The sequence below is a fragment of the Micrococcus sp. Mcc89 genome, from assembly GCF_024519795.1.
GTDB lineage: Bacteria > Actinomycetota > Actinomycetes > Actinomycetales > Micrococcaceae > Micrococcus > Micrococcus luteus.
Genome location: NZ_JALJRI010000023.1, coordinates 17,412 through 37,478 on the forward strand (window position 1 = coordinate 17,412; position 20,067 = coordinate 37,478).

The 20,067-nt window shown below is 75.7% G+C and carries 17 protein-coding genes; 10 read left to right on the plus strand and 7 right to left on the minus strand.

The genetic code is table 11. From position 1 onward, the window contains the following. Positions 1-4: 4 nt before the first annotated feature. The gene (locus tag NR072_RS02745; protein ID WP_041104195.1) at positions 5-1,078 is read right to left on the minus strand and encodes an Rv2578c family radical SAM protein; all 1,074 of its coding nucleotides are present in this window, start codon (positions 1,076-1,078) and stop codon (positions 5-7) included. Positions 1,079-1,170: 92 nt separating this feature from the next. Between NR072_RS02745 and NR072_RS02750 the strand changes: the two genes are divergently transcribed. Next, the gene (locus NR072_RS02750) at positions 1,171-1,833 is read left to right on the plus strand and encodes a pyroglutamyl-peptidase I (RefSeq protein ID WP_228062965.1); all 663 of its coding nucleotides are present in this window, start codon (positions 1,171-1,173) and stop codon (positions 1,831-1,833) included. 12 nt (positions 1,834-1,845) lie between these two features. Here the strand turns inward: NR072_RS02750 and NR072_RS02755 are convergent, their stop codons facing one another. Further along, a complete protein-coding gene (locus NR072_RS02755) occupies positions 1,846-2,295 on the minus strand; it encodes a hypothetical protein (protein ID WP_073117125.1) in 450 nt (149 codons plus the stop codon). Continuing rightward, positions 2,292-2,699, minus strand: a complete 408-nt coding sequence (locus NR072_RS02760; protein ID WP_073117126.1) for a CHY zinc finger protein — start codon at positions 2,697-2,699, stop codon at positions 2,292-2,294. The genes NR072_RS02755 and NR072_RS02760 overlap by 4 nt, the downstream gene beginning before the upstream one ends. Before the next feature lie 86 nt (positions 2,700-2,785). Between NR072_RS02760 and pheS the strand changes: the two genes are divergently transcribed. Genes pheS through NR072_RS02775 form a run of 3 tightly spaced genes read left to right on the plus strand, consistent with a single transcriptional unit; the run spans position 2,786 to position 7,074 of the window. Continuing rightward, positions 2,786-3,868 (plus strand): phenylalanine--tRNA ligase subunit alpha, encoded by a 1,083-nt coding sequence (gene pheS / locus NR072_RS02765; RefSeq protein WP_012750956.1) that lies wholly within the window; start codon positions 2,786-2,788, stop codon positions 3,866-3,868. 3 nt (positions 3,869-3,871) lie between these two features. Then, positions 3,872-6,451: a phenylalanine--tRNA ligase subunit beta gene (gene pheT / locus NR072_RS02770; protein WP_170721207.1), complete on the plus strand. Its 2,580-nt coding sequence runs from the start codon at positions 3,872-3,874 to the stop codon at positions 6,449-6,451. Positions 6,452-6,453: 2 nt separating this feature from the next. Then, entirely contained in the window at positions 6,454-7,074 is a 621-nt protein-coding gene (locus tag NR072_RS02775) for a 4'-phosphopantetheinyl transferase superfamily protein (RefSeq protein WP_036337488.1), read from the plus strand. An 18-nt stretch (positions 7,075-7,092) separates the two neighbouring features. Here NR072_RS02775 and NR072_RS02780 read toward each other — a convergent pair whose 3' ends face one another. The 3 genes from NR072_RS02780 to NR072_RS02790 form a co-directional block, all read right to left on the minus strand. Further along, the gene (locus tag NR072_RS02780; RefSeq protein WP_036337490.1) at positions 7,093-8,433 is read right to left on the minus strand and encodes a M1 family metallopeptidase; all 1,341 of its coding nucleotides are present in this window, start codon (positions 8,431-8,433) and stop codon (positions 7,093-7,095) included. Then, positions 8,430-12,437 (minus strand): Pls/PosA family non-ribosomal peptide synthetase, encoded by a 4,008-nt coding sequence (locus tag NR072_RS02785; protein ID WP_041104187.1) that lies wholly within the window; start codon positions 12,435-12,437, stop codon positions 8,430-8,432. The genes NR072_RS02780 and NR072_RS02785 overlap by 4 nt, the downstream gene beginning before the upstream one ends. 121 nt (positions 12,438-12,558) lie before the next feature. Further along, positions 12,559-13,560: a quinone oxidoreductase gene (locus NR072_RS02790; RefSeq protein WP_041104185.1), complete on the minus strand. Its 1,002-nt coding sequence runs from the start codon at positions 13,558-13,560 to the stop codon at positions 12,559-12,561. Between the two features lie 102 nt (positions 13,561-13,662). On the opposite strand from NR072_RS02790, the gene argC reads away from it, so the two are divergent. The 6 genes from argC to argR are packed head-to-tail and all read left to right on the plus strand — an operon-like array spanning position 13,663 to position 19,585. After that, on the plus strand, positions 13,663-14,703 hold the full coding sequence (gene argC / locus NR072_RS02795) for an N-acetyl-gamma-glutamyl-phosphate reductase (RefSeq protein WP_061866989.1): 1,041 nt from the start codon (positions 13,663-13,665) through the stop codon (positions 14,701-14,703). Beyond that, positions 14,700-15,860, plus strand: coding sequence for a bifunctional glutamate N-acetyltransferase/amino-acid acetyltransferase ArgJ (gene argJ, locus NR072_RS02800; protein ID WP_041104181.1), 1,161 nt, complete (start codon positions 14,700-14,702; stop codon positions 15,858-15,860). The genes argC and argJ overlap by 4 nt, the downstream gene beginning before the upstream one ends. Before the next feature lie 11 nt (positions 15,861-15,871). After that, the gene (gene argB, locus NR072_RS02805; RefSeq protein ID WP_196296765.1) at positions 15,872-16,858 is read left to right on the plus strand and encodes an acetylglutamate kinase; all 987 of its coding nucleotides are present in this window, start codon (positions 15,872-15,874) and stop codon (positions 16,856-16,858) included. After that, positions 16,855-18,141, plus strand: coding sequence for an acetylornithine transaminase (locus NR072_RS02810; RefSeq protein ID WP_061866988.1), 1,287 nt, complete (start codon positions 16,855-16,857; stop codon positions 18,139-18,141). The genes argB and NR072_RS02810 overlap by 4 nt, the downstream gene beginning before the upstream one ends. Beyond that, positions 18,138-19,097 (plus strand): ornithine carbamoyltransferase, encoded by a 960-nt coding sequence (argF, locus tag NR072_RS02815; RefSeq protein ID WP_041104176.1) that lies wholly within the window; start codon positions 18,138-18,140, stop codon positions 19,095-19,097. The genes NR072_RS02810 and argF overlap by 4 nt, the downstream gene beginning before the upstream one ends. Further along, positions 19,097-19,585: an arginine repressor gene (argR, locus tag NR072_RS02820; RefSeq protein ID WP_036337506.1), complete on the plus strand. Its 489-nt coding sequence runs from the start codon at positions 19,097-19,099 to the stop codon at positions 19,583-19,585. Before argF ends, argR begins: the two co-directional genes overlap by 1 nt. Before the next feature lie 114 nt (positions 19,586-19,699). Here the strand turns inward: argR and NR072_RS02825 are convergent. Continuing rightward, positions 19,700-20,067 (minus strand): LysM peptidoglycan-binding domain-containing protein (locus NR072_RS02825; RefSeq protein ID WP_256836053.1); only part of this gene is annotated, 368 nt, incomplete at its 5' end.

Below are 20,067 nucleotides of genomic sequence, written 5' to 3' on the forward strand. Positions count from 1 at the left end.
CCGGTCAGAACAGCGCGGGCTGCGCCGCCGGAGCGGAGGGCCGGGGTGCCGGGGTGCGCCGGGCCGTGGGACCGTCCTCGCGCCGGATGCCGTGGGCGCCGCCGCGGGCCAGGCCGTGCCGTGCGGCGGCCTCCCCGGCCACCCGGGTGAGCATGCGACGGTACGACTCGGGCGCGTAGGCGGACCGGGCGTACATCTGCTCGTAGCCGGCCAGCAGATCCGGGTGCTCACGGCGGATCCAGTCCAGGTACCACTCCTTCGCGCCCGGCCGCAGGTGCAGGGCGCCCGGCATGACGCGCGCGGCTCCGGCGTCCGCCAGCGCGCGCATGAGGGCGTCGATCTCGCGGTCCCCGTCCGTGAGCCACGGCAGCAGAGGCATGGCCATGACGGTGACGTCCGCACCCGCGGCGGCGAGCCGCTCGATCAGGCGCAGGCGTGCGGTCGGCGACGGCGTGCCCGGCTCGACCGCGGCGGCGATGGCGGGATCGAGCATCGCCAGGGACAGCGAGACCTGCACGGGCACCTGACGCGAGGCCGCCTGCAGCAGGGGCACATCCCGCGCGAGCAGGGTCCCCTTGGTCAGCACGGAGAACGGGGTGCCGGAATCCGCCAGGGCGCGGATGATCCCGGGCATCAGCGCGTAGCGGCCCTCGGCCCGCTGGTACGGGTCCGTGTTGGTCCCCAACGCCACCGCCTCGCGGCCCCACGTGGGCCGGGCGAGCTCGGCGCGCAGCACCTCGGCGACGTTGACCTTCACGACGATCTGCCGGTCGAAGTCGGCCCCGGCATCGAGCTCGAGGAAGGTGTGGGTGCTGCGGGCGTAGCAGTACCGGCAGGCGTGGGTGCAGCCGCGGTACGGGTTCACGGTCCAGCGGAACGGCATGGCCGAGGCGGACGGCACCGAGTTCAGTGCGGTCTTGGCGACCACCTCATGGAAGGTGACGCCCGCGAACTCCGGGGTGGTGACACTCCGCTGCAGGTCCGAGAGCGGCAGCAGGGCGGCGGAGCCGGCCGGTGTGCCGGCCGTCGCCCGCTGGGCTCCGCCCTCGGACCGCAGGGTCTGCGCTTCCCATCGCATGGCCAGAAGTAGAACACATGTTCGAATCGACCCGCAAGCGTGTTCGAGTCCGGGCGTGGCGCGGGCGCCCAGACGCGCCTACCGTGGTCGCCATGACCTCCCCTGCACCCGCCCCGGTAACCCGCGTCCTGCTCACGGGCTTCGAGCCCTTCGGCGGGGATGTCCACAACCCGTCGACCGCCGCCGCACGGGACGCCGTGGGCATCCTGGCGGACCGGGGTGTGACGGCCGAGGCGGTCGAGCTGCCGTGCGCGTTCGGCGCGGCCGGGCCTGCCCTGACCGCGGCCCTCGACCGGGTCCGGCCGGAGGTGGCGATCGCCGTCGGGCTGGCAGGCGGCACGGCGGCGGTGCGGGTCGAGCGGGTGGCCGTGAACCTGCAGGACGCCCGGATCCCGGACAACGCGGGGGACCAGCCCGTGGACCGGCCCGTGCGCGCCGACGGGCCCGCGGCCCTGTTCGCCACCCTGCCCGCCAAGCGTGCCGTCGCCGCGATCCGGGCGGCCGGCGTCGCCGCGGAGCCGTCCCTGTCCGCGGGCGCGTTCGTGTGCAACCACGTCATGTACTCGCTCCTCGACGCCCCCGGCACCGCCCGGGCCGCCGGTTTCATCCACGTGCCGTGGGACGCCGAGCACCGCCCGACGCCGGACACCCCGGCCCTGCCCGCGGCCGACCTGGCGCGCGCGGTGGCCGAGGCCGCCCTGACGGCGCTGGCCGGCGGCCCCGACCTCGACGTCCCCGGCGGCACCCTGCACTGACCCCCGGACCCGTCAGCGGCGGCGCCGCAGGCCGCGGACCACGGGCCGCTCGACGTAGCCGCCCAGGGCCAGGCCCGCGCGTCGTTCGAAGACGTTGCGCGACGCCGGGTCCCCGGTCCGCCACGTCGACCACGCCGCCGCCAGCGCGTACGCCGGCAGGAAGGGCAGACCCAGCAGGAGGGCGTACTGGTCCGCATGGCCGGCCTCGTGCCGCCACAGCGCGGGCGTCATGCGCAGGCCGGGGCGGGTGAACACGACGTCGCCGACCGTGAACGCGGCCCCGCCCGGGAACCGGTGCGTCCAGCCGCGGGCCTCGACCAGCCCGTGCGGCCCGGGCTGCAGCGCGCAGCCGGCGACGACGGCGCCCACCAGCCCCAGCGGCGTCGCCAGGTTCACCAGGTTCCACAGCCCGCGCGCCCGCACGTGCGCCGGAGGCGACGGCCGGGAGGGGGCCGCGGTCATGGCCGCGCCGTGGGTCCGGTGCCACAGGCGGGGGACCCAGACGCGGGGACGTCGAAGTAGAGCGGGGCATGGGCGGCGCAGCCCGGGTTGAACGGCGCCCCGCAGGCCGGGCACGCGGGATCGGCGGTGGCCTCGAGGGAGAGGTACGCGGTCACGCTCAGCTCGGTGCGGCACACCCCGCACAGCACATGCGGCCGGTCGAAGTCGTCGGCGGGCACCGGCACGGCCGGGTGGTCGGTGAGCTCCGCGTGGCAGCGGTGGCAGGACCAGTACGCGGGGCAGCAGGCGAAGCGCAGGGCGACGACGTCCCGCGCCGTGGCGTAATGGGCGCAGCGGGTCTGCGCGTCCAGGCCCACGCCCCGCAGCAGCGGGTCGGTGCCGTCGAGGGAGTCCGGGGCGGTCATGCGCCTCAGCCTAGGCCGAGCGCGCCCGGGGCGGACACTAGACTGACGGGCGTCCCACCGTCCCCCATGCGAAGGTCGTTGCCCTGATGACACCCAGCCCCGAGACCGGCGCGGAGCCCACCGCGCCCGTGGCGGAGATCTCCCCCGTGGACGCGGAGGCGGTGGAGGCCGCCGTGCAGGCCGCGCTCGCCGCGTACGAGGCCGCGGCGGACCTCGATGAGCTCAAGGCCGCCCGCCTGGCCCACACCGGCGACCGGGCCCCCCTGACTCTCGCGAACAAGGCGATCGGCGCCCTGCCCAAGGAGCGCAAGGCGGAGGCCGGCAAGCTCATGGGCGCCGCACGCGGCCGCCTGGGCAAGGCCCTGGCCGCCCGCACCGAGGTGCTCGAGGCGGAGCAGGCCGCGCGGATCCTGCGCGAGGAGACGGTGGACGTGACCACCGCGGTCCGTCGCCGCCGCGTCGGCGCCCGTCACCCGCTCTCGCTGACGATGGACCGCGTCTCGGAGATCTTCGTCGGCATGGGCTGGGAGATCGCGGAGGGCCCCGAGCTCGAGTCCGAGTGGTTCAACTTCGACTCCCTCAACTTCGCGCCGGACCATCCGGCCCGCGAGATGCAGGACACCTTCTTCGTGGCCCCGGCCGAGGCCCACCTGCTGCTGCGCACCCACACCTCCCCGGTGCAGATGCGCTCCCTGCTCGAGCGGGGCGCCCCCACCTACGTGCTGTGCCCGGGTCGCACCTTCCGCACGGACGAGCTGGACGCCACGCACACCCCGGTGTTCCACCAGTTCGAGGGCCTGGCCGTGGACAAGGGCCTGACCATGGCCCACCTGCGCGGCACCCTCGAGTACTTCGCCCGCCAGATGTTCGGGGCCGAGGCGGCCATCCGCCTGCGCCCGAACTTCTTCCCGTTCACCGAGCCCAGCGCCGAGCTGGACATCTGGCACCCCGGCGCCAAGGGCGGGCCCCGCTGGATCGAGTGGGGCGGCTGCGGCATGGTGCACCCGAATGTGCTGCGCGCCGCGGGCCTGGACCCGGAGGAGTACTCCGGGTTCGCGTTCGGCATGGGCGTGGAGCGCACGCTCATGTTCCGCAACGAGGTCCCGGACATGCACGACATGATCGAGGGCGACGTCCGCTTCTCCCAGCACTTCGGAATGGAGGTCTGATCCATGCGCATCCCCCTGGACTGGCTGCGGGAGTTCGTCCCCGTGCCCGCGGAGCACCGTGCCGAGGACGTGATGGCCGACCTCGTCCGCGTCGGCCTCGAGGAGGAGGACGTCCACCGTCCGGCCGCCGAGCTGCAGGGCCCGATCGTCGTCGGGCAGGTGCTCTCCAAGGAGCCCGAGCCGCAGAAGAACGGCAAGACCATCAACTGGTGCTCCGTGCGGGTGGTTCCCGAGGGCGCCGCCCAGCCGCTCACCGGCGAGGGGATCGAGTCCTCCGGCGTGCAGGGCATCGTGTGCGGCGCCCACAACTTCGAGGTCGGGGACAAGGTCGTCGTGGCCCTGCCCGGCGCGGTGCTGCCCGGCGACTTCCGCATCAGCCCCCGCAAGACCTACGGCCACGTCTCGGCCGGCATGATCGCCTCCAGCACGGAGCTGGGCATGGGCGACGACGGCACGGACGGGATCATCGTGCTCGGCGACCTCGGGCTCGACCCCGAGCCGGGCACCGACGCCCGGGACGTCCTGGACCTGCACGGCGAGGCCGCCGAGATCAACGTGACGCCCGACCGCGGCTACGCGTTCTCGATGCGCGGCGTCGCGCGCGAGTACGCGCACGCCACCGGCGTGCCCTTCACGGACCCGGCCGCCGCCGTCCACCCGCCCGCGGCCGACGACGCCGGCCCGGCCGTCCGCATCGACGACGACGCGCCGATCCACGGCGAGCCCGGGGCCACCCGCTTCGTGGCCCGCACGGTCTCCGGCGTGGACGCGACCCGCCCGACCCCGCCGTGGCTGGCCGCGCGCCTGCGCCTGGCCGGCATCCGCACCATCTCCCTGCCGGTGGACATCTCCAACTACGTCATGTGGGAGCTGGGCCAGCCCCTGCACTTCTACGACGCGGACACGCTCTCCGGCGAGATCGTGGTGCGCCGCGCGCGGGCCGGAGAGACTCTGACCACCCTCGACGGCAAGGAGCGCGAGCTCGACGCGGAGGACCTGCTCATCACGGACGACTCCGGCCCCATCGGCCTGGCGGGCGTCATGGGCGGGGCCGCCACCGAGGTCACGGACGCCACCACCACGATCGTGGTCGAGTCCGCGAACTTCGACCCCGTGTCGATCGCGCGTACGCGGCGCCGGCACCGCCTGCCCTCGGAGGCGTCGAAGCGCAACGAGCGCGGCGTCGACTGGGAGATCGCCGACGAGGCGGCCGAGCGGGCCGTCCAGATGCTCGTCGAGCTCGCCGGCGGCACCGCCGAGCCCGGGGTCACCGACGTCGGGACGCGGCCGCAGCCGGCCGTCGTCGAGATGGCCGCCGACTTCCCCTCCGCCCTGGTGGGCGTGGCGTACACGACCGACGAGGTCGTGGTGACGCTGGGGGCCCTGGGGGCCGAGGTGACCGTCGCCGAGGCCGCCGCCGACGTCGCCCCGCGGCTGACCGTGACCGCGCCGTCGTGGCGCACGGACCTGCGCATCCCCGAGGACCTCGCCGAGGAGGTCGCGCGCCTGCGCGGCTACGACGCGATCCCCTCCGTGGTGCCCGTGGCCCCGCCGGGCCGCGGCTTCACCCGCCGCCAGGCCCAGCGTCGCCGCGTGTCGGCCGCGCTCGCGGCCGCGGGACTCACCGAGGTGCTCGCCTACCCGTTCGTCTCCGAGGAGCAGAACCGGCGTTTCGGGGCGGACTCGGACGCGCAGGGCCAGGCCCTGGCGATGGTGGCCCTGGCCAATCCGATCGCCTCCCAGTACCGGTACCTGCGCCTGTCGCTGCTGCCGGGCCTCGTCGAGACCGCGCGCCGCAACCTCGGACGCGGCTTCCGCGATCTGGCGCTGTACGAGATGGGGCTGGTCTTCCTGCCCGGCGCGCAGCTGGGCTCGGCGACGATCCCCCCGCGCGCGGTCCACCCCTCCGCCGAGGTCCTCGCCGACCTCGAGGCCGGCATCCCCGCTCAGCCGTGGCACGTGGCCGGTCTGTACGCCGGGCACGACTCGGCGCCCGGGCCGGACCACGACCCCCGCCCGGTGGACTGGCAGGACGCGATCGCCGGGGCCCTCGACGTGGCCGACGTCCTCGGCGTCGAGCTGACCGTCCGGCAGGGCCGGCACCACGCGTTCCACCCGGGCCGGGTGGCCGAGCTCGTCGTCGTGACCGAGCACGGGGACCGGGTGGTGGGCGTCGCCGGCGAGCTGCACCCGCAGTGGCTCGAGGCCGAGGACCTGCCCGCCCGCACGAGCGTGTGGGAGCTGGACCTGGACGCGCTGTGCGCCGCGGCCCCCGAGATCGTGGTCGCCGCACCGCTGTCCACGTTCCCCGTGAGCACGCAGGACGTGGCGCTCGTGGTGGACGAGGCCGTCGTGGCCGGGGACGTGCGCGCGACCCTCGCCGAGGGTGCCGGGGAGCTGCTCGAGGCCGTCGAGCTGTTCGACGTCTACCGGGGCGCGGGCGTGCCGGAGGGGCGGAAGTCCCTCGCGTTCTCCCTGCGCTTCCGCGCCCCTGACCGCACGCTCACCGCGGAGGAGGTCTCCGAGGCCCGCGCCGCGGCCACCGCGCTCGCGGCGCAGCGGCACGGGGCGGTCCAGCGCTGACCGTGTCCGTCGCGACCGGCCCGTGGGGCCTGACCTCGGCCGTCCCCGCCTCGGCGGGGGCGGCCGACGCCGTCTCCGCGCTGCTCGGTCAGGTGCGCACCGCCCTGACGGCGGCCTGGGGCGTGCCGGTGGGGCCGCTCGGGCTCCGGCACGCCTGCCCGCGCTGCGGCTCGGCCGCGCACGGCGTCCCCGCGCTGACCGGCCTGCCCCCCGGCCGGGTCGCCCTCGTCTCGTTCACGCGCGTCCGGATGCCCGGCACTGAGGACCGGGCTCGGATCGGGGCGTGGTGGGCGCCGGCACGGCCCGCCGACGGGCTCGGCCTCGGGGTGGACGTCGAGCGGGCGGACGCCGCGGCCTTCGCGGACGAGGACGGCCTGGGCGGGGTGGGCTTCTCGACGGCGGAGCGCGCCCGGGTGCGGGAGCTTCCCGCCCCCGAGAGGCCCGCCGCGCGGGCCCGGCTGTGGACGCGGAAGGAGGCGCTCGTGAAGGCCGCCGGCACCGGCTTCACGGGCGACCCCGCCGCCGTCGACGCACTGACCGTGCCGGCCGACGTCGTGCTGGTGGACCTCACCGACCGGCTGCCGGGCGGTCTCCTCGGGGCGCTGGCGCTGCGGGGCCGCTGAGTCGACCGCGCGGGCGCCTCAGCCCGGGAACGGCGGCAGCTCGGGCCGCAGCGTCCACGCGTCGAAGAGCTCGTCCACCTGCGCTCGGCTCACCCCGGCGTGCGGGGCCCACGCGTGCACGTGCGTGCGCAGCCCCAGGGAGTCGACGGTGCCGAACCGGTGCTCCCGCACCCAGGCGCGCAGCATGGAGCCGAAGAGGTCCGTGCCCAGCAGGTGCCGCAGCGCCTCCACGGTGAGCGCGCCGCGCTTGTACACCCAGTCCTCGAACATCTCCTCCGGCCCGGGCTCGGCCAGCGCCTGCTCCACCGGGTGCGCGGCCAGCTTCTGCCAGGCCCGCCGCGCCATCGAGGTGATGCTGGACCGCCCCGAGGCCTCGGCCCACAGCCACTCGGACCAGCAGGCGAAGCCCTCGTGCAGCCACAGGTCGGACCAGCGGCCCAGGGTCACGGCGTTGCCGAACCACTGGTGGGACATCTCGTGGGCGATCAGCCGCTCGGACTCCCACGAGCCGTCCAGGTGGTTGGTGCCGAACAGCGACATGCTCGCGGCCTCGAGCGGGATCTCGAGCTCCTCGTCGGCCACGACCGCGGTGTAGTCCTCGAATGGGTATGGCCCGTAGGCGTCGATGAACGTGGCCATCATGGCCGGCTGGGGGGCAAGGGCCCGGAGGGCCCGCTGCTCGGTCCGCGGGGAGACCACGAGGCGCAGCGGCGGCAGGCCCTCGGCGGGAGGGGCGGCGTCCACGAGCCGGTAGCGGCCGATCTGCACGCTGAGCAGGTAGGCGGGCACGGGCTGGTCGAGCCGCCACCGCCACGTGACCCGCGAGCCGCGCGTGCGCACGGGCGCGCCCACGCCGTTGGCGACGGGCAGGTAGCCCGCGTCGCAGGTGAGGGTGATCTCCGCCGTCGAGCGGGAGGTGGGGGAGTCCACGCACGGCAGCCACGTGGAGGCGCCGTGGGGCTGCCCGGCCACGAGCACGCCGTCCGTGAGCTCCTCCCAGCCGATCGTGCCCCACGGGCTGCGCCGCAGCGTGGGCGTGCCCGCGTAGACCACGGTCAGCTCCACGAGCGTGCCCTCCGGCCGGCTCTCGTCCAGGTCGACGACGAGGCGGCTCGGGGCGCGGCCCGGCTGGGTGAACGAGGAGGCGACGGCGCGGCCGTCGACGACGGCGTCCACCCGGGACACGCGCAGCCGGTACAGGTCCAGCTCGATGCGGCGGCTCTGCTTCGTCAGGCGCACGCGCAGGACGGCGGTGCCGGAGACCCGGTTCGCGGCCAGGCGCACGTCGAGGTCCAGTGCGATGTGCTCGACGGTGGCGGCGTCGGTGCCGACGCCCGGGACGTAGGGATCGGTGCTCATGCTTCCTCTCGGGAGGGGGTGGCCGCGGCGGCGGGGTCGCCGTCGGGACGACGCCACGGGGAGACCGGGTTGCCGAGCCACCACGTGCCGGCGGGCAGCTCCTCGCCGCGCATCACGAGGGACCCGGCACCGACGGTGGTGCCGCGGCCCAGGCGGGCGGCGGGCAGCACCACGGAGTGGGGGCCGAGGGTGGCGCCGTCCTCCAGGACGACGGCGTCCAGGGACATCACGCGGTCGTGGAACAGGTGGGTCTGGACGACGCAGCCGCGGTTCACGGTGGCGCCGTCGCCGAGCTCCACGAGGTCGGCCTCGGGCAGCCAGTAGGACTCGACCCAGGCGCCGTGGCCGATGCGGGCGCCCATCGCGCGCAGGAACCAGACCAGGGCGGGGGTGCCGGCCGCGGCCCGGCTGAACCACGGGGCGGCGAGGAACTCGGTGAAGGTGTCCGCGACCTCGTTGCGCCAGATGAACGAGGACCACAGCGGGTGCTCGCCCGCGCGGATCCGGCCGACGAAGACCCGCTTGGCGAGCACGGTCAGGCTCGCCGCGACCGCGCCGGCCGCGAGCAGGACGACGCCGCCCAGGACGAAGGCCAGCGCCCACGTGCCGACCGCGATGAGGGCGGCCAGCGTCGCGCCGACGGCGAGGGACAGGGCCACGTGCAGCCACACCGGGATCGCGCGCAGCAGCTCCCAGGCGGTGCGGGCGGCCTTGAGTCGGGCCGGCGGGTCGTAGGTGAGGGCGGCGTCTGCGGTGACCTCGTTGCGGCGCAGGCGCACGGGCGGGGAGCCCATCCAGGACGTGCCCGCCTTGGTCTTGGCCGGGGTGGTGGACAGCACCGCCACGAGCGAGTCGCGGCGCAGGGTGCGGCCGCCGGGCACCATGCCGGAGTTGCCCACGAACGAGCGCTTGCCGACCTTCGCGGGGGCCACGTGCATCCACCCGCCGTCGAGGGAGTAGGAGGAGACCATCGTGTCGTCGGCGAGGAACGCGCCGTCGCCCACGCGGGTCATGCAGGGCAGGAGCACCACGGTGGAGGCCTCGACGCCGCGGCCCACCTCGGCGCCCAGCAGGCGCAGCCACGTCGGCGTGAAGCGGGAGGCGTAGATCGGGAACAGCTGGTCGCGGGCGGCGTCGAGGACGCGCTCGGTGGCCCACACCTGCCAGCCGACCCGGGAGCGCACGGGGTGGTGCCCCTCCGTGATGCCGAGCGCGAGCAGGCGCACGGTGACGAGCACGAGCAGCATCTGGGTCAGGAACCAGACGCCGGCCACCAGGGGGCTTGCGGCCAGCAGGCGCGCCGCGGTGGTCCCGACGGCGGCCAGCGGCCCCGCCTCCGGGGCCGGCGGCCACCAGGTCAGCGACCACGCGGCCACCGCGGCCGCCGCGGCGGCGGAGACGAGCGGAAGGAGGGAGATGAGGGTCGAGAGGACGGTCGCCATCAGGCGCCAGCCCGGGGTCTCCCGCGGCGCCTCGGCGGGGCCGCGGGACTTCACCTTGCCCACCTTGACGGCGGGGGAGCCGGCGTGGCGCTGGCCGCCGCGCACCCGCCCGGCGACGGTGGACCCGGCCTCGACGTGCGCCCCGGCGCCGACCTGGGCGCCCGGCAGGAGCGTGGAGCGGGCGCCCACGACGGCGTCCGCGCCGATGCGCACCTCGCCGAGCCGGACGACGTCGCCGTCGACCCAGTAGCCGGACAGGTCCACCTCAGGCTCGATCGCGGCGCCCTCCTCGACCGTGAGCATGCCGGTGACCGGTGGCACGGTGTGCATGTCCACGTCCTTGCCGATCCGGTTGCCCAGCAGTCGCGCGTAGGCGGGCACCCACGTGGCGCCGGCCAGCGAGTAGGGGTCCACGAGGTCGCTGATCTGCTGGGCGAGCCACAGGCGCAGGTGGACGCGGCCACCGCGCGGGTAGGACCCGGGGCTCACGCCGCGCAGCAGCAGCCGGGCCGTCGCGGCGGTGAGCAGCATGCGGCCGGGCACGGTCACCACCAGCAGACCGGCCACGATCAGCACCCACCACGGCACGGTGGGCAGCCCGGGCGCGAGCCCGGAGAGCGTCAGCAGGTTCAGGGCCAGGCCGGTCCACACGCCCAGGCGCAGGGCGGGCAGGACGAACACGGGCAGTCCCACGAGGGTCTGGACCCACTGGGTGCGGTGGCGGGTGCGGTCGACGTGCCGGTCGTGCACCTCGATGCCGCGGGGGCCGTCGTCGCCCACGACGGCGGCCACGAGGGCCCCGGCGGTGGGGTTGCGGTAGACGTCCTGGACGGTCACGGCCGGGTGGCGCAGGCGCAGGCGGGCCACGAGCTGGGCAGCGGCGAGCGAGCCGCCGCCGGCCTCGAAGAAGTCGGTGTCGGCGTCCTTGGGGGGCGCGCCGAGCACGTCCGCCCACTGGCGCAGCACCCAGCCGTCGGCGGTGTCCTCGTTCGGCTGGGGCGCGTCCTCGTCCACCTCGGCGCCGGGCAGGGGCCACGGCAGCGCGTGGCGGTCCACCTTGCCGGAGGTCTTCGTGGGCAGGGAGTCCACGACGGCCAGCCGGGGCACGAGGGCGGCCGGCAGCTCCGCCGCGAGGTGCTCGCGGGCCATGTGCAGGTCGAGCTCGGCCTCGGGGTCCGCGGGGACGAGGTAGCCGACGAGGATCTGGTGGCCCGCCGGGGTGGTCTGCACGGCCGCGGCGCCGCCGTGGACGCCGGGCAGGGCCTGGAGGGCCGCGTCCACCTCGCCGAGCTCGATGCGGCGGCCGCCGAGCTTCACCTGGTCGTCGGCGCGGCCGACGAACAGCAGGCCCTCCGGCTCGAAGACCACGAGGTCACCGGAGCGGTAGGCACGCTCCCAGCCGAGGGAGGGCATGGGGGCGTACTTCTCGGCGTCCTTGGCCGGGTCGAGGTAGCGGGCCAGGCCGACGCCGCCGATGATCAGCTCGCCCGTCTCGCCCTCGGCCACGGGCAGCGTGGTCTGCGGGTCGACGACGGCCAGGTCCCAGCCGTCCAGGGGCAGGCCGATGCGGACCGGGCCGAGACCCGTGAGCGGGGCCGCGCACGCGACGACGGTGGCCTCCGTGGGGCCGTAGGTGTTCCAGACCTCGCGGCCGTCCTCCGCCAGGCGCGCGGCGAGCTCGGGCGGGCAGGCCTCGCCGCCGAAGATCAGCAGCCGGACGTTGTCCATGGCCTCGGTGGGCCACATCGCGGCGAGGGTCGGCACGGTGGACACGGCGGTGATGCGCCGCTCGGCGAGCCACGGGCCGAGGTCCATGCCGGAGCGCACGAGCGAGCGGGGGGCCGGGACCAGGCACGCACCGTGACGCCAGGCGAGCCACATCTCCTCGCACGAGGCGTCGAACGCGACGGACAGTCCCGCCAGCACGCGGTCGCCCGGGGCGAGCGGATCGTCCGCCAGGAAGATCCGCGCCTCGGCGTCCACGAAGGCCGCGGCCGAGCGGTGGCTCACCGCCACGCCCTTGGGGGTGCCCGTCGAGCCAGAGGTGAAGATGATCCACGCGTCGTCCTCGAGCCCGGGGGCGCGGGCCTCCGCGGCCGGGTCCGCGGTGTGCTCGGGGTGCGGGGCGTAGACCCGCTCGTCGGTGAGGACGCCGGCCACCTTCGCCTCGCCGAACACGAGGCGGGCGCGCTCCTCCGGATCGTCCGCGTCCACGGGGACGTAGGCCGCGCCGGCGGCGAGCACGCCGAGGATCGAGACGTACAGCGCGGCCGTGCCCGAGGCGATCCGCACGCCGACCCGGTCTCCCGCCCGCACGCCGGCGGCCCACAGGTGGCGGGCGGTCTCGTCGACGCGCTCCCGCAGCTCCGCGTACGTCAGCGGCTCGACGCCGTCGTCCAGGGCGGTCGCGTCCGGGTGCTCGCGCGCCGTGGCGTCGAAGAGCTCCACGAGCGTCCGGGCGGGCGGGGTGCGCTCGGAGCCGGGCAGCTGCGGCCGATGCGGCGCGCCCGCGGGGTCGAGGGGGACGGAGGGCGGGGTGGGCGCGGCGGACGAAAGGGACACAGGGGCCTCCGGGGGTGTGAGCGGCAAACCGAGGGTCGGACGCGGACCAGGCCGCAGCGGGACATTCTATGCCCCGCCCGCGGCCGCGCGGGGCGCCTGGAAGGCACCGGGCGGGTCCGGCTCAGGACAGGGTGAGCAGCACCTTGCCCGTCGTCGACCGGGACTCGAGTGCGGCGTGCGCGGCGGCCGCGTCCGCCAGCGGGAAGCGCTCGCCGATCCGTACGTCGAGCTCGCCGGAGGCCCACGCCCCGAACACCTCTCCACCACGCCAGCGGGTCTCCTCGCCCGTGCGCGTGTAGTGCACCAGCGAGGGCCGGGTGACGTACAGCGAGCCGGCCGCGTTGAGCCGCTGCAGGTCGAAGGGGGGCACCTGCCCGGAGGCCCCGCCGAAGAGCACGAGTGTGCCGCGCACGCGCAGCACCTCGAGCGAGGTGTCGAAGGTGTCCTTCCCCACGCCGTCGTACACGGCGTGCGCGCCCTCGCCGTCGGTCAGCTCCGCCACCGTGGCGGCGAGGTCCGGATAGTCCACCGCGGCGACGGCGCCCGCGCCCCGGGACAGCTCCCGCTTCTCCTCCGTGGACGCCGTGGTGACCACGCGGGCGCCGCGGGCCGTCGCGAGCTGGGTGAGCAGGAGCCCCACCCCGCCGGCACCGGCCGTCACGACCACCGTGTGGCCCTCCTCCACCGGGAAGGTGGACCGGCAGAGGTAGTGGGCCGTCATGCCCTGCAGCGGAAGGGCGGCGGCCTCGGCCAGGTCGATGCCCTCCGGGACGGTGAGGAGACGATCCGCGGGGGCGGTGAAGTGCTCGGCGTACGCACCGGTGGCCGTCGCGGTGGCGACACGGGCCCCCAGGAGCCCGGCGTCCACGCCCTCGCCGAGCGCGACGACCTCGCCGGAGCCCTCCGTACCGGGGGTGAAGGGCAGGTCCATCGTGTAGACCCCGGAGCGCTGGTACGTCTCGATGAAGTTCAGGCCCGCCGCGGCGGTGCGCACCAGCACGTGCCCCGGCGCGGGGGAGGGCACCTCCGTCTCGGTCCACTGCAGGACCTCGGGGCCGCCCGTGGCGGACACGACGACGGCGTGGTGGGTGCGGGGGACGGCGGGGGTGTTCGCAGTGGTCATGGCCCCACTCTAGGAGCGGGCCGGGCCATCCGGCCCGGCCCGAGGGACCCGAGGCGCCGCATAGATATTCGGTGCAACGCATATCTGCGCTAGGATGAAGCCATGACCCACACCGTCGCCGTCTCCGGAGCCAGCGGCTACGCCGGGGGAGAGGCCCTGCGCCTGCTCGCCGGCCACCCGTCCGTCACCGTCGGAGCCATCACGGCCCACTCGAACGCGGGGGAGCGCCTCGGCGCTCTCCAGCCGCACCTGCACGCCCTGGCGGACCGCGTCCTCGCCGAGACCACCGCGGAGGTCCTCGCCGGCCACGACGTCGTGATCCTCGCGCTGCCCCACGGGGCCTCCGGGGCGCTGGCGGCCGAGATCGCAGAGCGATCCCCGGACACCCTGGTGATCGACGCGGGCGCCGACCACCGCCTCGAGTCCGCCGCAGACTGGGAGGCCTTCTACGGCACCGCGCACGCCGGGACCTGGCCCTACGGCCTGCCCGAGCTGCCCGGTCAGCGTGAGCGACTCGCCGGCACCCGCCGCATCGCCGTCCCCGGGTGCTACCCGACCACCTCGATCCTCGCCCTCGCGCCCGGCTTCGCCGCGGGGCTGCTCGAGCCGCAGGACGTGGTGATCGTCGCCGCCTCGGGCACCTCCGGGGCGGGCAAGGCGCTCAAGCCGCACCTGCTCGGCGCCGAGGTCATGGGAGGGATGAGCCCGTACGGCGTCGGCGGCGGGCACCGGCACACCCCGGAGATCGAGCAGGGCCTGGCCCAGGCGGCCGGCGAGCCGGTCCGCGTCTCCTTCACGCCCACGCTCGCGCCGATGTCGCGCGGCATCCTCGCGACGGCCACGGCGCGGCTGCGCCCCGGCGTCGCCGCCGCGGACGTGCGCGACGCATGGGCCGAGGCCTACGGCGGCGAACGCTTCGTGCACCTGCTGCCCGAGGGCCAGTGGCCCACCACGAAGGCGGTCCTCGGCTCCAACCACGTGCAGCTGCAGCTCGCCGTGGACGAGCGGGCCGGCCGCGTGATCGTCTGCGCGGCGCTCGACAACCTCACCAAGGGCACGGCCGGCGGCGCCGTGCAGTCCATGAACATCGCCCTGGGCCTGCCGGAGCAGGCGGGGCTCGAACAGCAGGGGGTCGCACCGTGAGCGTCACCGCGGCACAGGGGTTCCGGGCGGCCGGCGTCACCGCGGGGCTGAAGGCCTCGGGCACGCCCGACGTCGCCGTCGTCGTCAACGAGGGCCCGCGCCGCGCGGCGGCCGCCGTCCTCACCGAGAACCGGGTGGCGGCCGCCCCCGTGGTCTGGACCCGCCGCGCCGTGCGGGACGGCCGCGCGACCGCGGTCGTCCTGAACTCCGGCGGGGCGAACGCGGCCACCGGCGCCGAGGGCCTCGCGGACGCCCGTCGCACCGCCGAGCACGCGGCCGCGGCCCTCGCGACCGCCGCCGACGACGTGCTCGTCTGCTCGACCGGCCTCATCGGCGAACGCCTGCCGATGGACACCCTCACCGCGGGCGTGTCCGAGGCGGTCGCCGCCCTCAGTCCGGACGGCGGCGAGGACGCCGCCGTCGCGATCAAGACCACGGACACCGTGGCCAAGACCGCCGTGGCCCGCGGCGCGGGCTTCACCGTGGGCGGCATGGCCAAGGGGGCGGGCATGCTGGCACCCGGCATGGCCACCATGCTCAGCGTCATCACCACGGACGCCGACGTCCCCGCCCCCGCCCTCGACGCGGCCCTGCGCGAGGCCGTGCGCGCCACCTTCAACCGGGTCGACTCGGACGGGTGCATGTCCACCAACGACACCGTGATCCTGCTGGCCTCGGGCGCGTCCGGGACCGCGCCCGAGCCCGAGGCGTTCGCCGCGGCCCTCCACGAGGTCTGCGCGGACCTGTCCCGCCAGCTCGTCGCCGACGCCGAGGGCGCCCGGCACGACATCGCCGTGCGCGTGGTCCACGCCGAGACCGAGGAAGCGGCCGAGGCCGTCGCCCGCGCCGTCGGCCGCTCCAACCTGTTCAAGACCGCGATCTTCGGCCAGGACCCGAACTGGGGACGCGTGATCGCCGCCGTCGGCACGGTCCCGGAGTCGGTCGCCGCCTTCGACCCGTACGCCCTCGACGTGCGCTTCAACGGCGTCCAGGTGTGCCGCGCCTCCGGTGTGGGGGAGGACCGCTCCCGCGTGGACCTGACGGCCCGCGAGGTGCTCGTCGAGGTCGACCTGCACGCCGGCGACGCCGAGGCCACGGTCTGGACCAACGACCTGACGCACGACTACGTCCACGAGAACTCCGCCTACTCCACGTGAGGACCCCCAGCATGAGCCCGCACACCGACCCGGCCACGGCGGCCGCACCCGTCCTGTCCACCGCGGACCGGCTCGACCGCGCCGAGTCCAAGGCGGAGGTCCTCGTCGAGGCCCTGCCCTGGATCCGGCGGTTCGCCGGCACCGTCATGGTCGTCAAGTACGGCGGCAACGCCATGGTGTCGGAGGAGCTGCGCCGGGCGTTCGCCGAGGACATCGTGTTCCTGCACCACGTGGGGGTCCACCCCGTGGTGGTGCACGGCGGCGGCCCGCAGATCAACGCGATGCTCGACCGCCTCGGCATCGCGTCCGAGTTCCGCGGCGGCCTGCGCGTGACCACCGAGGAGGCCATGGACGTGGTCCGCATGGTGCTCACGGGACAGGTGGGCCGCGAGCTGGTCGGCCTCGTGAACTCCCACGGCCCGTACGCCGTCGGCTTCTCCGGCGAGGACGCGGGGCTGCTGCGCGCCCGCCGCACGGGCGCCGTCGTGGACGGGCAGGAGGTGGACCTCGGCCTCGTGGGCGAGGTCACCGGCGTCGACCCGACCGCGATCCTCGACGTGATCGAGTCCGGGCGGATCCCCGTGGTCTCGTCGGTCGCCCCCGAGATCGACGACGACGGCCAGCCCACCGGGCAGGTCCTCAACGTCAATGCGGACACCGCCGCCGCGGCCCTGGCCGCCGCCCTCGGCGCCGCGAAGCTCGTGCTGCTCACCGACGTCGAGGGCCTCTACGCGGACTGGCCGGACCGGGACTCCCTCATCAGCTCGCTCACCGCCGCCCAGCTGCGTGCGCTGCTGCCCTCCCTGGCCTCCGGGATGATCCCGAAGATGGCCGCGTGCCTGGCGGCCGTCGACGCCGGCGTGCAGCGCGCCCACGTCGTGGACGGCCGCCGCCCCCACTCGATGCTGCTGGAGGTCTTCACCTCCGCGGGCGTCGGCACCCAGGTGGTGCCCGACGCCGAACCCACCGCCCCGACCACCCCCGAGGAGGACGCATGAGCACCGACCAGTCCGCGCTGCTGGAGCGCTACCACGCCGCCCTGACCGGCGTCTTCGGCCGCCCCACCCGCGTGCTCGTGCGCGGCGAGGGGGTCCACGTGTGGGACGCCGACGGCCGGCGCTACACGGACCTGCTGGCCGGCATCGCCGTGAATGCGCTCGGCCACGGCCACCCGGCGCTGGTGCGGGCCGTGTCCGAGCAGATCGCCACGCTCGGCCACGTGTCCAACCTCTTCACGTCCGAGCCGCAGATCCGCCTGGCCGAGCGCCTGCTGGAACTGGCCGGCGTGCCCGCGGGCTCCACCGTGTTCTTCGCGAACTCCGGCACGGAGGCCAACGAGGCCGCGTTCAAGCTCGCCCGCCGCCACGGTGCGGACGACCCGTCCGGCCGCCGGACGCGGGTGATCGCGCTCGAGCGGGCCTTCCACGGCCGCACGATGGGCGCCCTCGCGCTCACGCACAAGGAGGCCTACCGGGCGCCCTTCGAGCCGCTGCCCGGCGGCGTGGAGCACGTGCCGGGCGGGGACGCCGCAGCCCTGCGGGCGGCCCTGGCCCCGGACGACGACGGCGCCACCGTCGCCGCCGTCATCCTCGAGCCGGTCCAGGGCGAGGCCGGCGTGCACGGCTGGCCGGCCGGCTACCTGGCCGAGGTGCGGGCCGCGACCCGCGAGGCCGGCGCCCTGATGATCCTCGACGAGGTGCAGTCCGGCGTGGGCCGCACCGGCACGTGGTTCGGCTTCCAGAACCCGGCCGTCACCGGTGCGGCAGAGCCGGTGGTGCCCGACGCCTTCACCCTGGCGAAGGGACTGGGCGGCGGCGTGCCGATCGGGGCGCTCGTGTGCGTCGGCCCCGCCGTCTCCGGGCTGCTCACCGCCGGCCAGCACGGCACCACGTTCGGCGGCAACCCCCTGGCCACCGCCGCGGGCCTGGCCGTGCTCCAGACCGTCGAGGACGAGGGCCTGCTCGGCCACGTCCGCGCCGCGGGCGAGGCCGTGGCCGCCCTGCTGGAGGACCTGCCCGAGGTGGCCGCGGTGCGCGGTCACGGCCTGTGGATCGGCGTCGACCTGGCCGACCCCGCGGGACCGGTCCCGGCCGGCGGGCTGGCCCCCGCCGTCGTCGCCGCCGGCCTCGAGGCGGGCTGGATCCTCAACGCCACCGGCCCGTCCACCCTGCGCCTGGCCCCGCCGCTCACCGTGCCCGTGGCCGAGCTCGAGCGCTTCGCCGCCGCCCTGCCCGGGCTCGTGGCCGCCGCCCTGACCCCCGCCGAAGGAGACCGCCCATGACCCCCGCCACCGCCGTCCGCCACTTCCTGGTGGACACGGACCTCACCCCGGCCGAGCAGGCCGAGGTGCTCGACCTCGCCGCGCAGATGAAGGCCGACCGGTTCCGGCACCGCCCGCTGGCCGGGCCCCGGACCGGCATCGTGTTCTTCGACAAGACCTCCACGCGCACCCGCGTCTCGTTCGCGGCCGGCATCGCCGAGCTCGGCGGGACGCCCTTGATCGTGAACCCGGGGGAGTCGCAGCTGGGCCACAAGGAGTCCGTGGCGGACACGGCCCGCGTGCTGGAGCGGATGGTCGGCGTCATCGTCTGGCGCACGTTCGCGCAGGCCGGTCTCGAGGAGATGGCCGCCCATTCCTCGGTGCCCGTGGTCAATGCGCTCAGCGACGACTACCACCCCTGTCAGATCCTCGCCGACCTGCTGACGGTGCGCGAGCACCTCGGCGGCACGGCGGGCCGCACTCTGACGTATCTGGGGGACGCGGCGAACAACATGGCCCACTCGTATCTGCTCGGCTGCGCGACGGCCGGCATGCACGTGCGGGTCGCCGGCCCCGAGGGGCACCTGCCTGCCGAGGACGTCGTGGCCGCCGCCCGACGGCGGGCGGCGGAGACGGGCGGTTCCGTCCTCGTCACGACGGACGCGGCCGAGGCCCTGGCGGGCGCGGACGTCGTCGTGACCGACACGTGGGTGTCCATGGGCCAGGAGGAGGAGAAGGAGGCCCGCCTGGCGCTGTTCCGGGACTACCAGGTGGACGCCGCCGCGATGGCGCGGGCGGCCGACGACGCGATCTTCCTGCACTGCCTGCCCGCGTACCGGGGCTACGAGGTCACGGCCGAGGTGATCGACGGGCCGCGGTCCGTGGTGTTCGACGAGGCCGAGAACCGGCTGCACGCGCAGAAGGCGCTCATCGCCTGGCTGCTGTACCGCTCCGGCCTGGCCGAGGAGCCGCGCTGATGGCCGCCCCCACGACGAAGATCGCCCGTCAGGCCGCGATCCGGGAGATCCTGGCCACCCGGGGCATCCGCTCCCAGGCCGAACTCTCGGACGCCCTGGGCGATCGCGGGCTGTCCGTCACCCAGGGCACGCTCTCGCGGGACCTGGTGGACCTCGGCGCGGTGCGGACGCGCGGGCCGGCCGGCATGGTCTACGCCCTTCCGGCGGAGGGCGACGACGCCGCCGTGCCGGGCCGCGGCTCGGACGCGCAGCTGAATCGCCTGGCGAGCATGGCCCGCGAGCTGCTCGTCTCCGCCGAGCCCACCGCGAACCTCGTGGTCCTGCGCACGCCCCCGGGCGCGGCGCAGTTCCTGGCCAGCGTGATCGACCAGGCGCGCGTGGAGCACGTGATGGGCACGATCGCCGGCGACGACACCATCCTCCTCATCACCACGGGGACCACGTCCGCCCCGGCCGTCGCGGCCCACCTGCTGGGTCTGGCGGGCTAACCGACCCGTCCGGCCCCGCCCGCGCGGGTGACGGGCACCAGGCACGAGGAAGGCCCCCGCCGACGGCGGGGGCCTTCCTCGTGTGGTACCGGTCCGGGGGACCGGTCAGGCGTCTCAGGCCTGCGGCAGGACGAGCTCCTGGCCGACGTAGATCACGGCGGCGTCGGAGACGGCGCCCTTGTTGGCCTCGTAGAGGGCGGTCCAGCCACCCTCCACCTCGTACTCGTTGGCGAGCTTCCAGAGGGAGTCACCGGACTTGACGACGATGGTCTCGGCCTCGGCGACGACGGCCTGCTCCGCGGCAGCGGCCTGCTCAGCGGCGGCAGCCTTCTGAGCGGCGGCCTTCTCCGCGGCGGCAGCCTTCTGAGCGGCAGCCTTCTCCGCGGCGGCGGCACGCTGGGCAGCGGCCTTGTCGGCGGCGGCCTGCTCGGCAGCAGCCTGCTCGGCGGCCCAGCGCTCGGCGGCGGCCTGGTCGGCAGCAG

Bases quoted from the DNA above. Each gene is read 5' to 3' on its own strand.
- NR072_RS02810 (WP_061866988.1), top strand. From the start codon at position 16,855: ATGAGCACCGACCAGTCCGCGCTGCTGGAGCGCTACCACGCCGCCCTG.
- argC (WP_061866989.1), top strand. From the start codon at position 13,663: ATGACCCACACCGTCGCCGTCTCCGGAGCCAGCGGCTACGCCGGGGGA.
- NR072_RS02755 (WP_073117125.1), bottom strand. From the start codon at position 2,295: ATGACCGCGGCCCCCTCCCGGCCGTCGCCTCCGGCGCACGTGCGGGCG.
- NR072_RS02760 (WP_073117126.1), bottom strand. From the start codon at position 2,699: ATGACCGCCCCGGACTCCCTCGACGGCACCGACCCGCTGCTGCGGGGC.
- pheT (WP_170721207.1), top strand. From the start codon at position 3,872: ATGCGCATCCCCCTGGACTGGCTGCGGGAGTTCGTCCCCGTGCCCGCG.
- NR072_RS02745 (WP_041104195.1), bottom strand. From the start codon at position 1,078: ATGCGATGGGAAGCGCAGACCCTGCGGTCCGAGGGCGGAGCCCAGCGG.
- pheS (WP_012750956.1), top strand. From the start codon at position 2,786: ATGACACCCAGCCCCGAGACCGGCGCGGAGCCCACCGCGCCCGTGGCG.
- argR (WP_036337506.1), top strand. From the start codon at position 19,097: ATGGCCGCCCCCACGACGAAGATCGCCCGTCAGGCCGCGATCCGGGAG.
- NR072_RS02750 (WP_228062965.1), top strand. From the start codon at position 1,171: ATGACCTCCCCTGCACCCGCCCCGGTAACCCGCGTCCTGCTCACGGGC.
- argB (WP_196296765.1), top strand. From the start codon at position 15,872: ATGAGCCCGCACACCGACCCGGCCACGGCGGCCGCACCCGTCCTGTCC.
- NR072_RS02780 (WP_036337490.1), bottom strand. From the start codon at position 8,433: ATGAGCACCGATCCCTACGTCCCGGGCGTCGGCACCGACGCCGCCACC.
- NR072_RS02790 (WP_041104185.1), bottom strand. From the start codon at position 13,560: ATGACCACTGCGAACACCCCCGCCGTCCCCCGCACCCACCACGCCGTC.
- argF (WP_041104176.1), top strand. From the start codon at position 18,138: ATGACCCCCGCCACCGCCGTCCGCCACTTCCTGGTGGACACGGACCTC.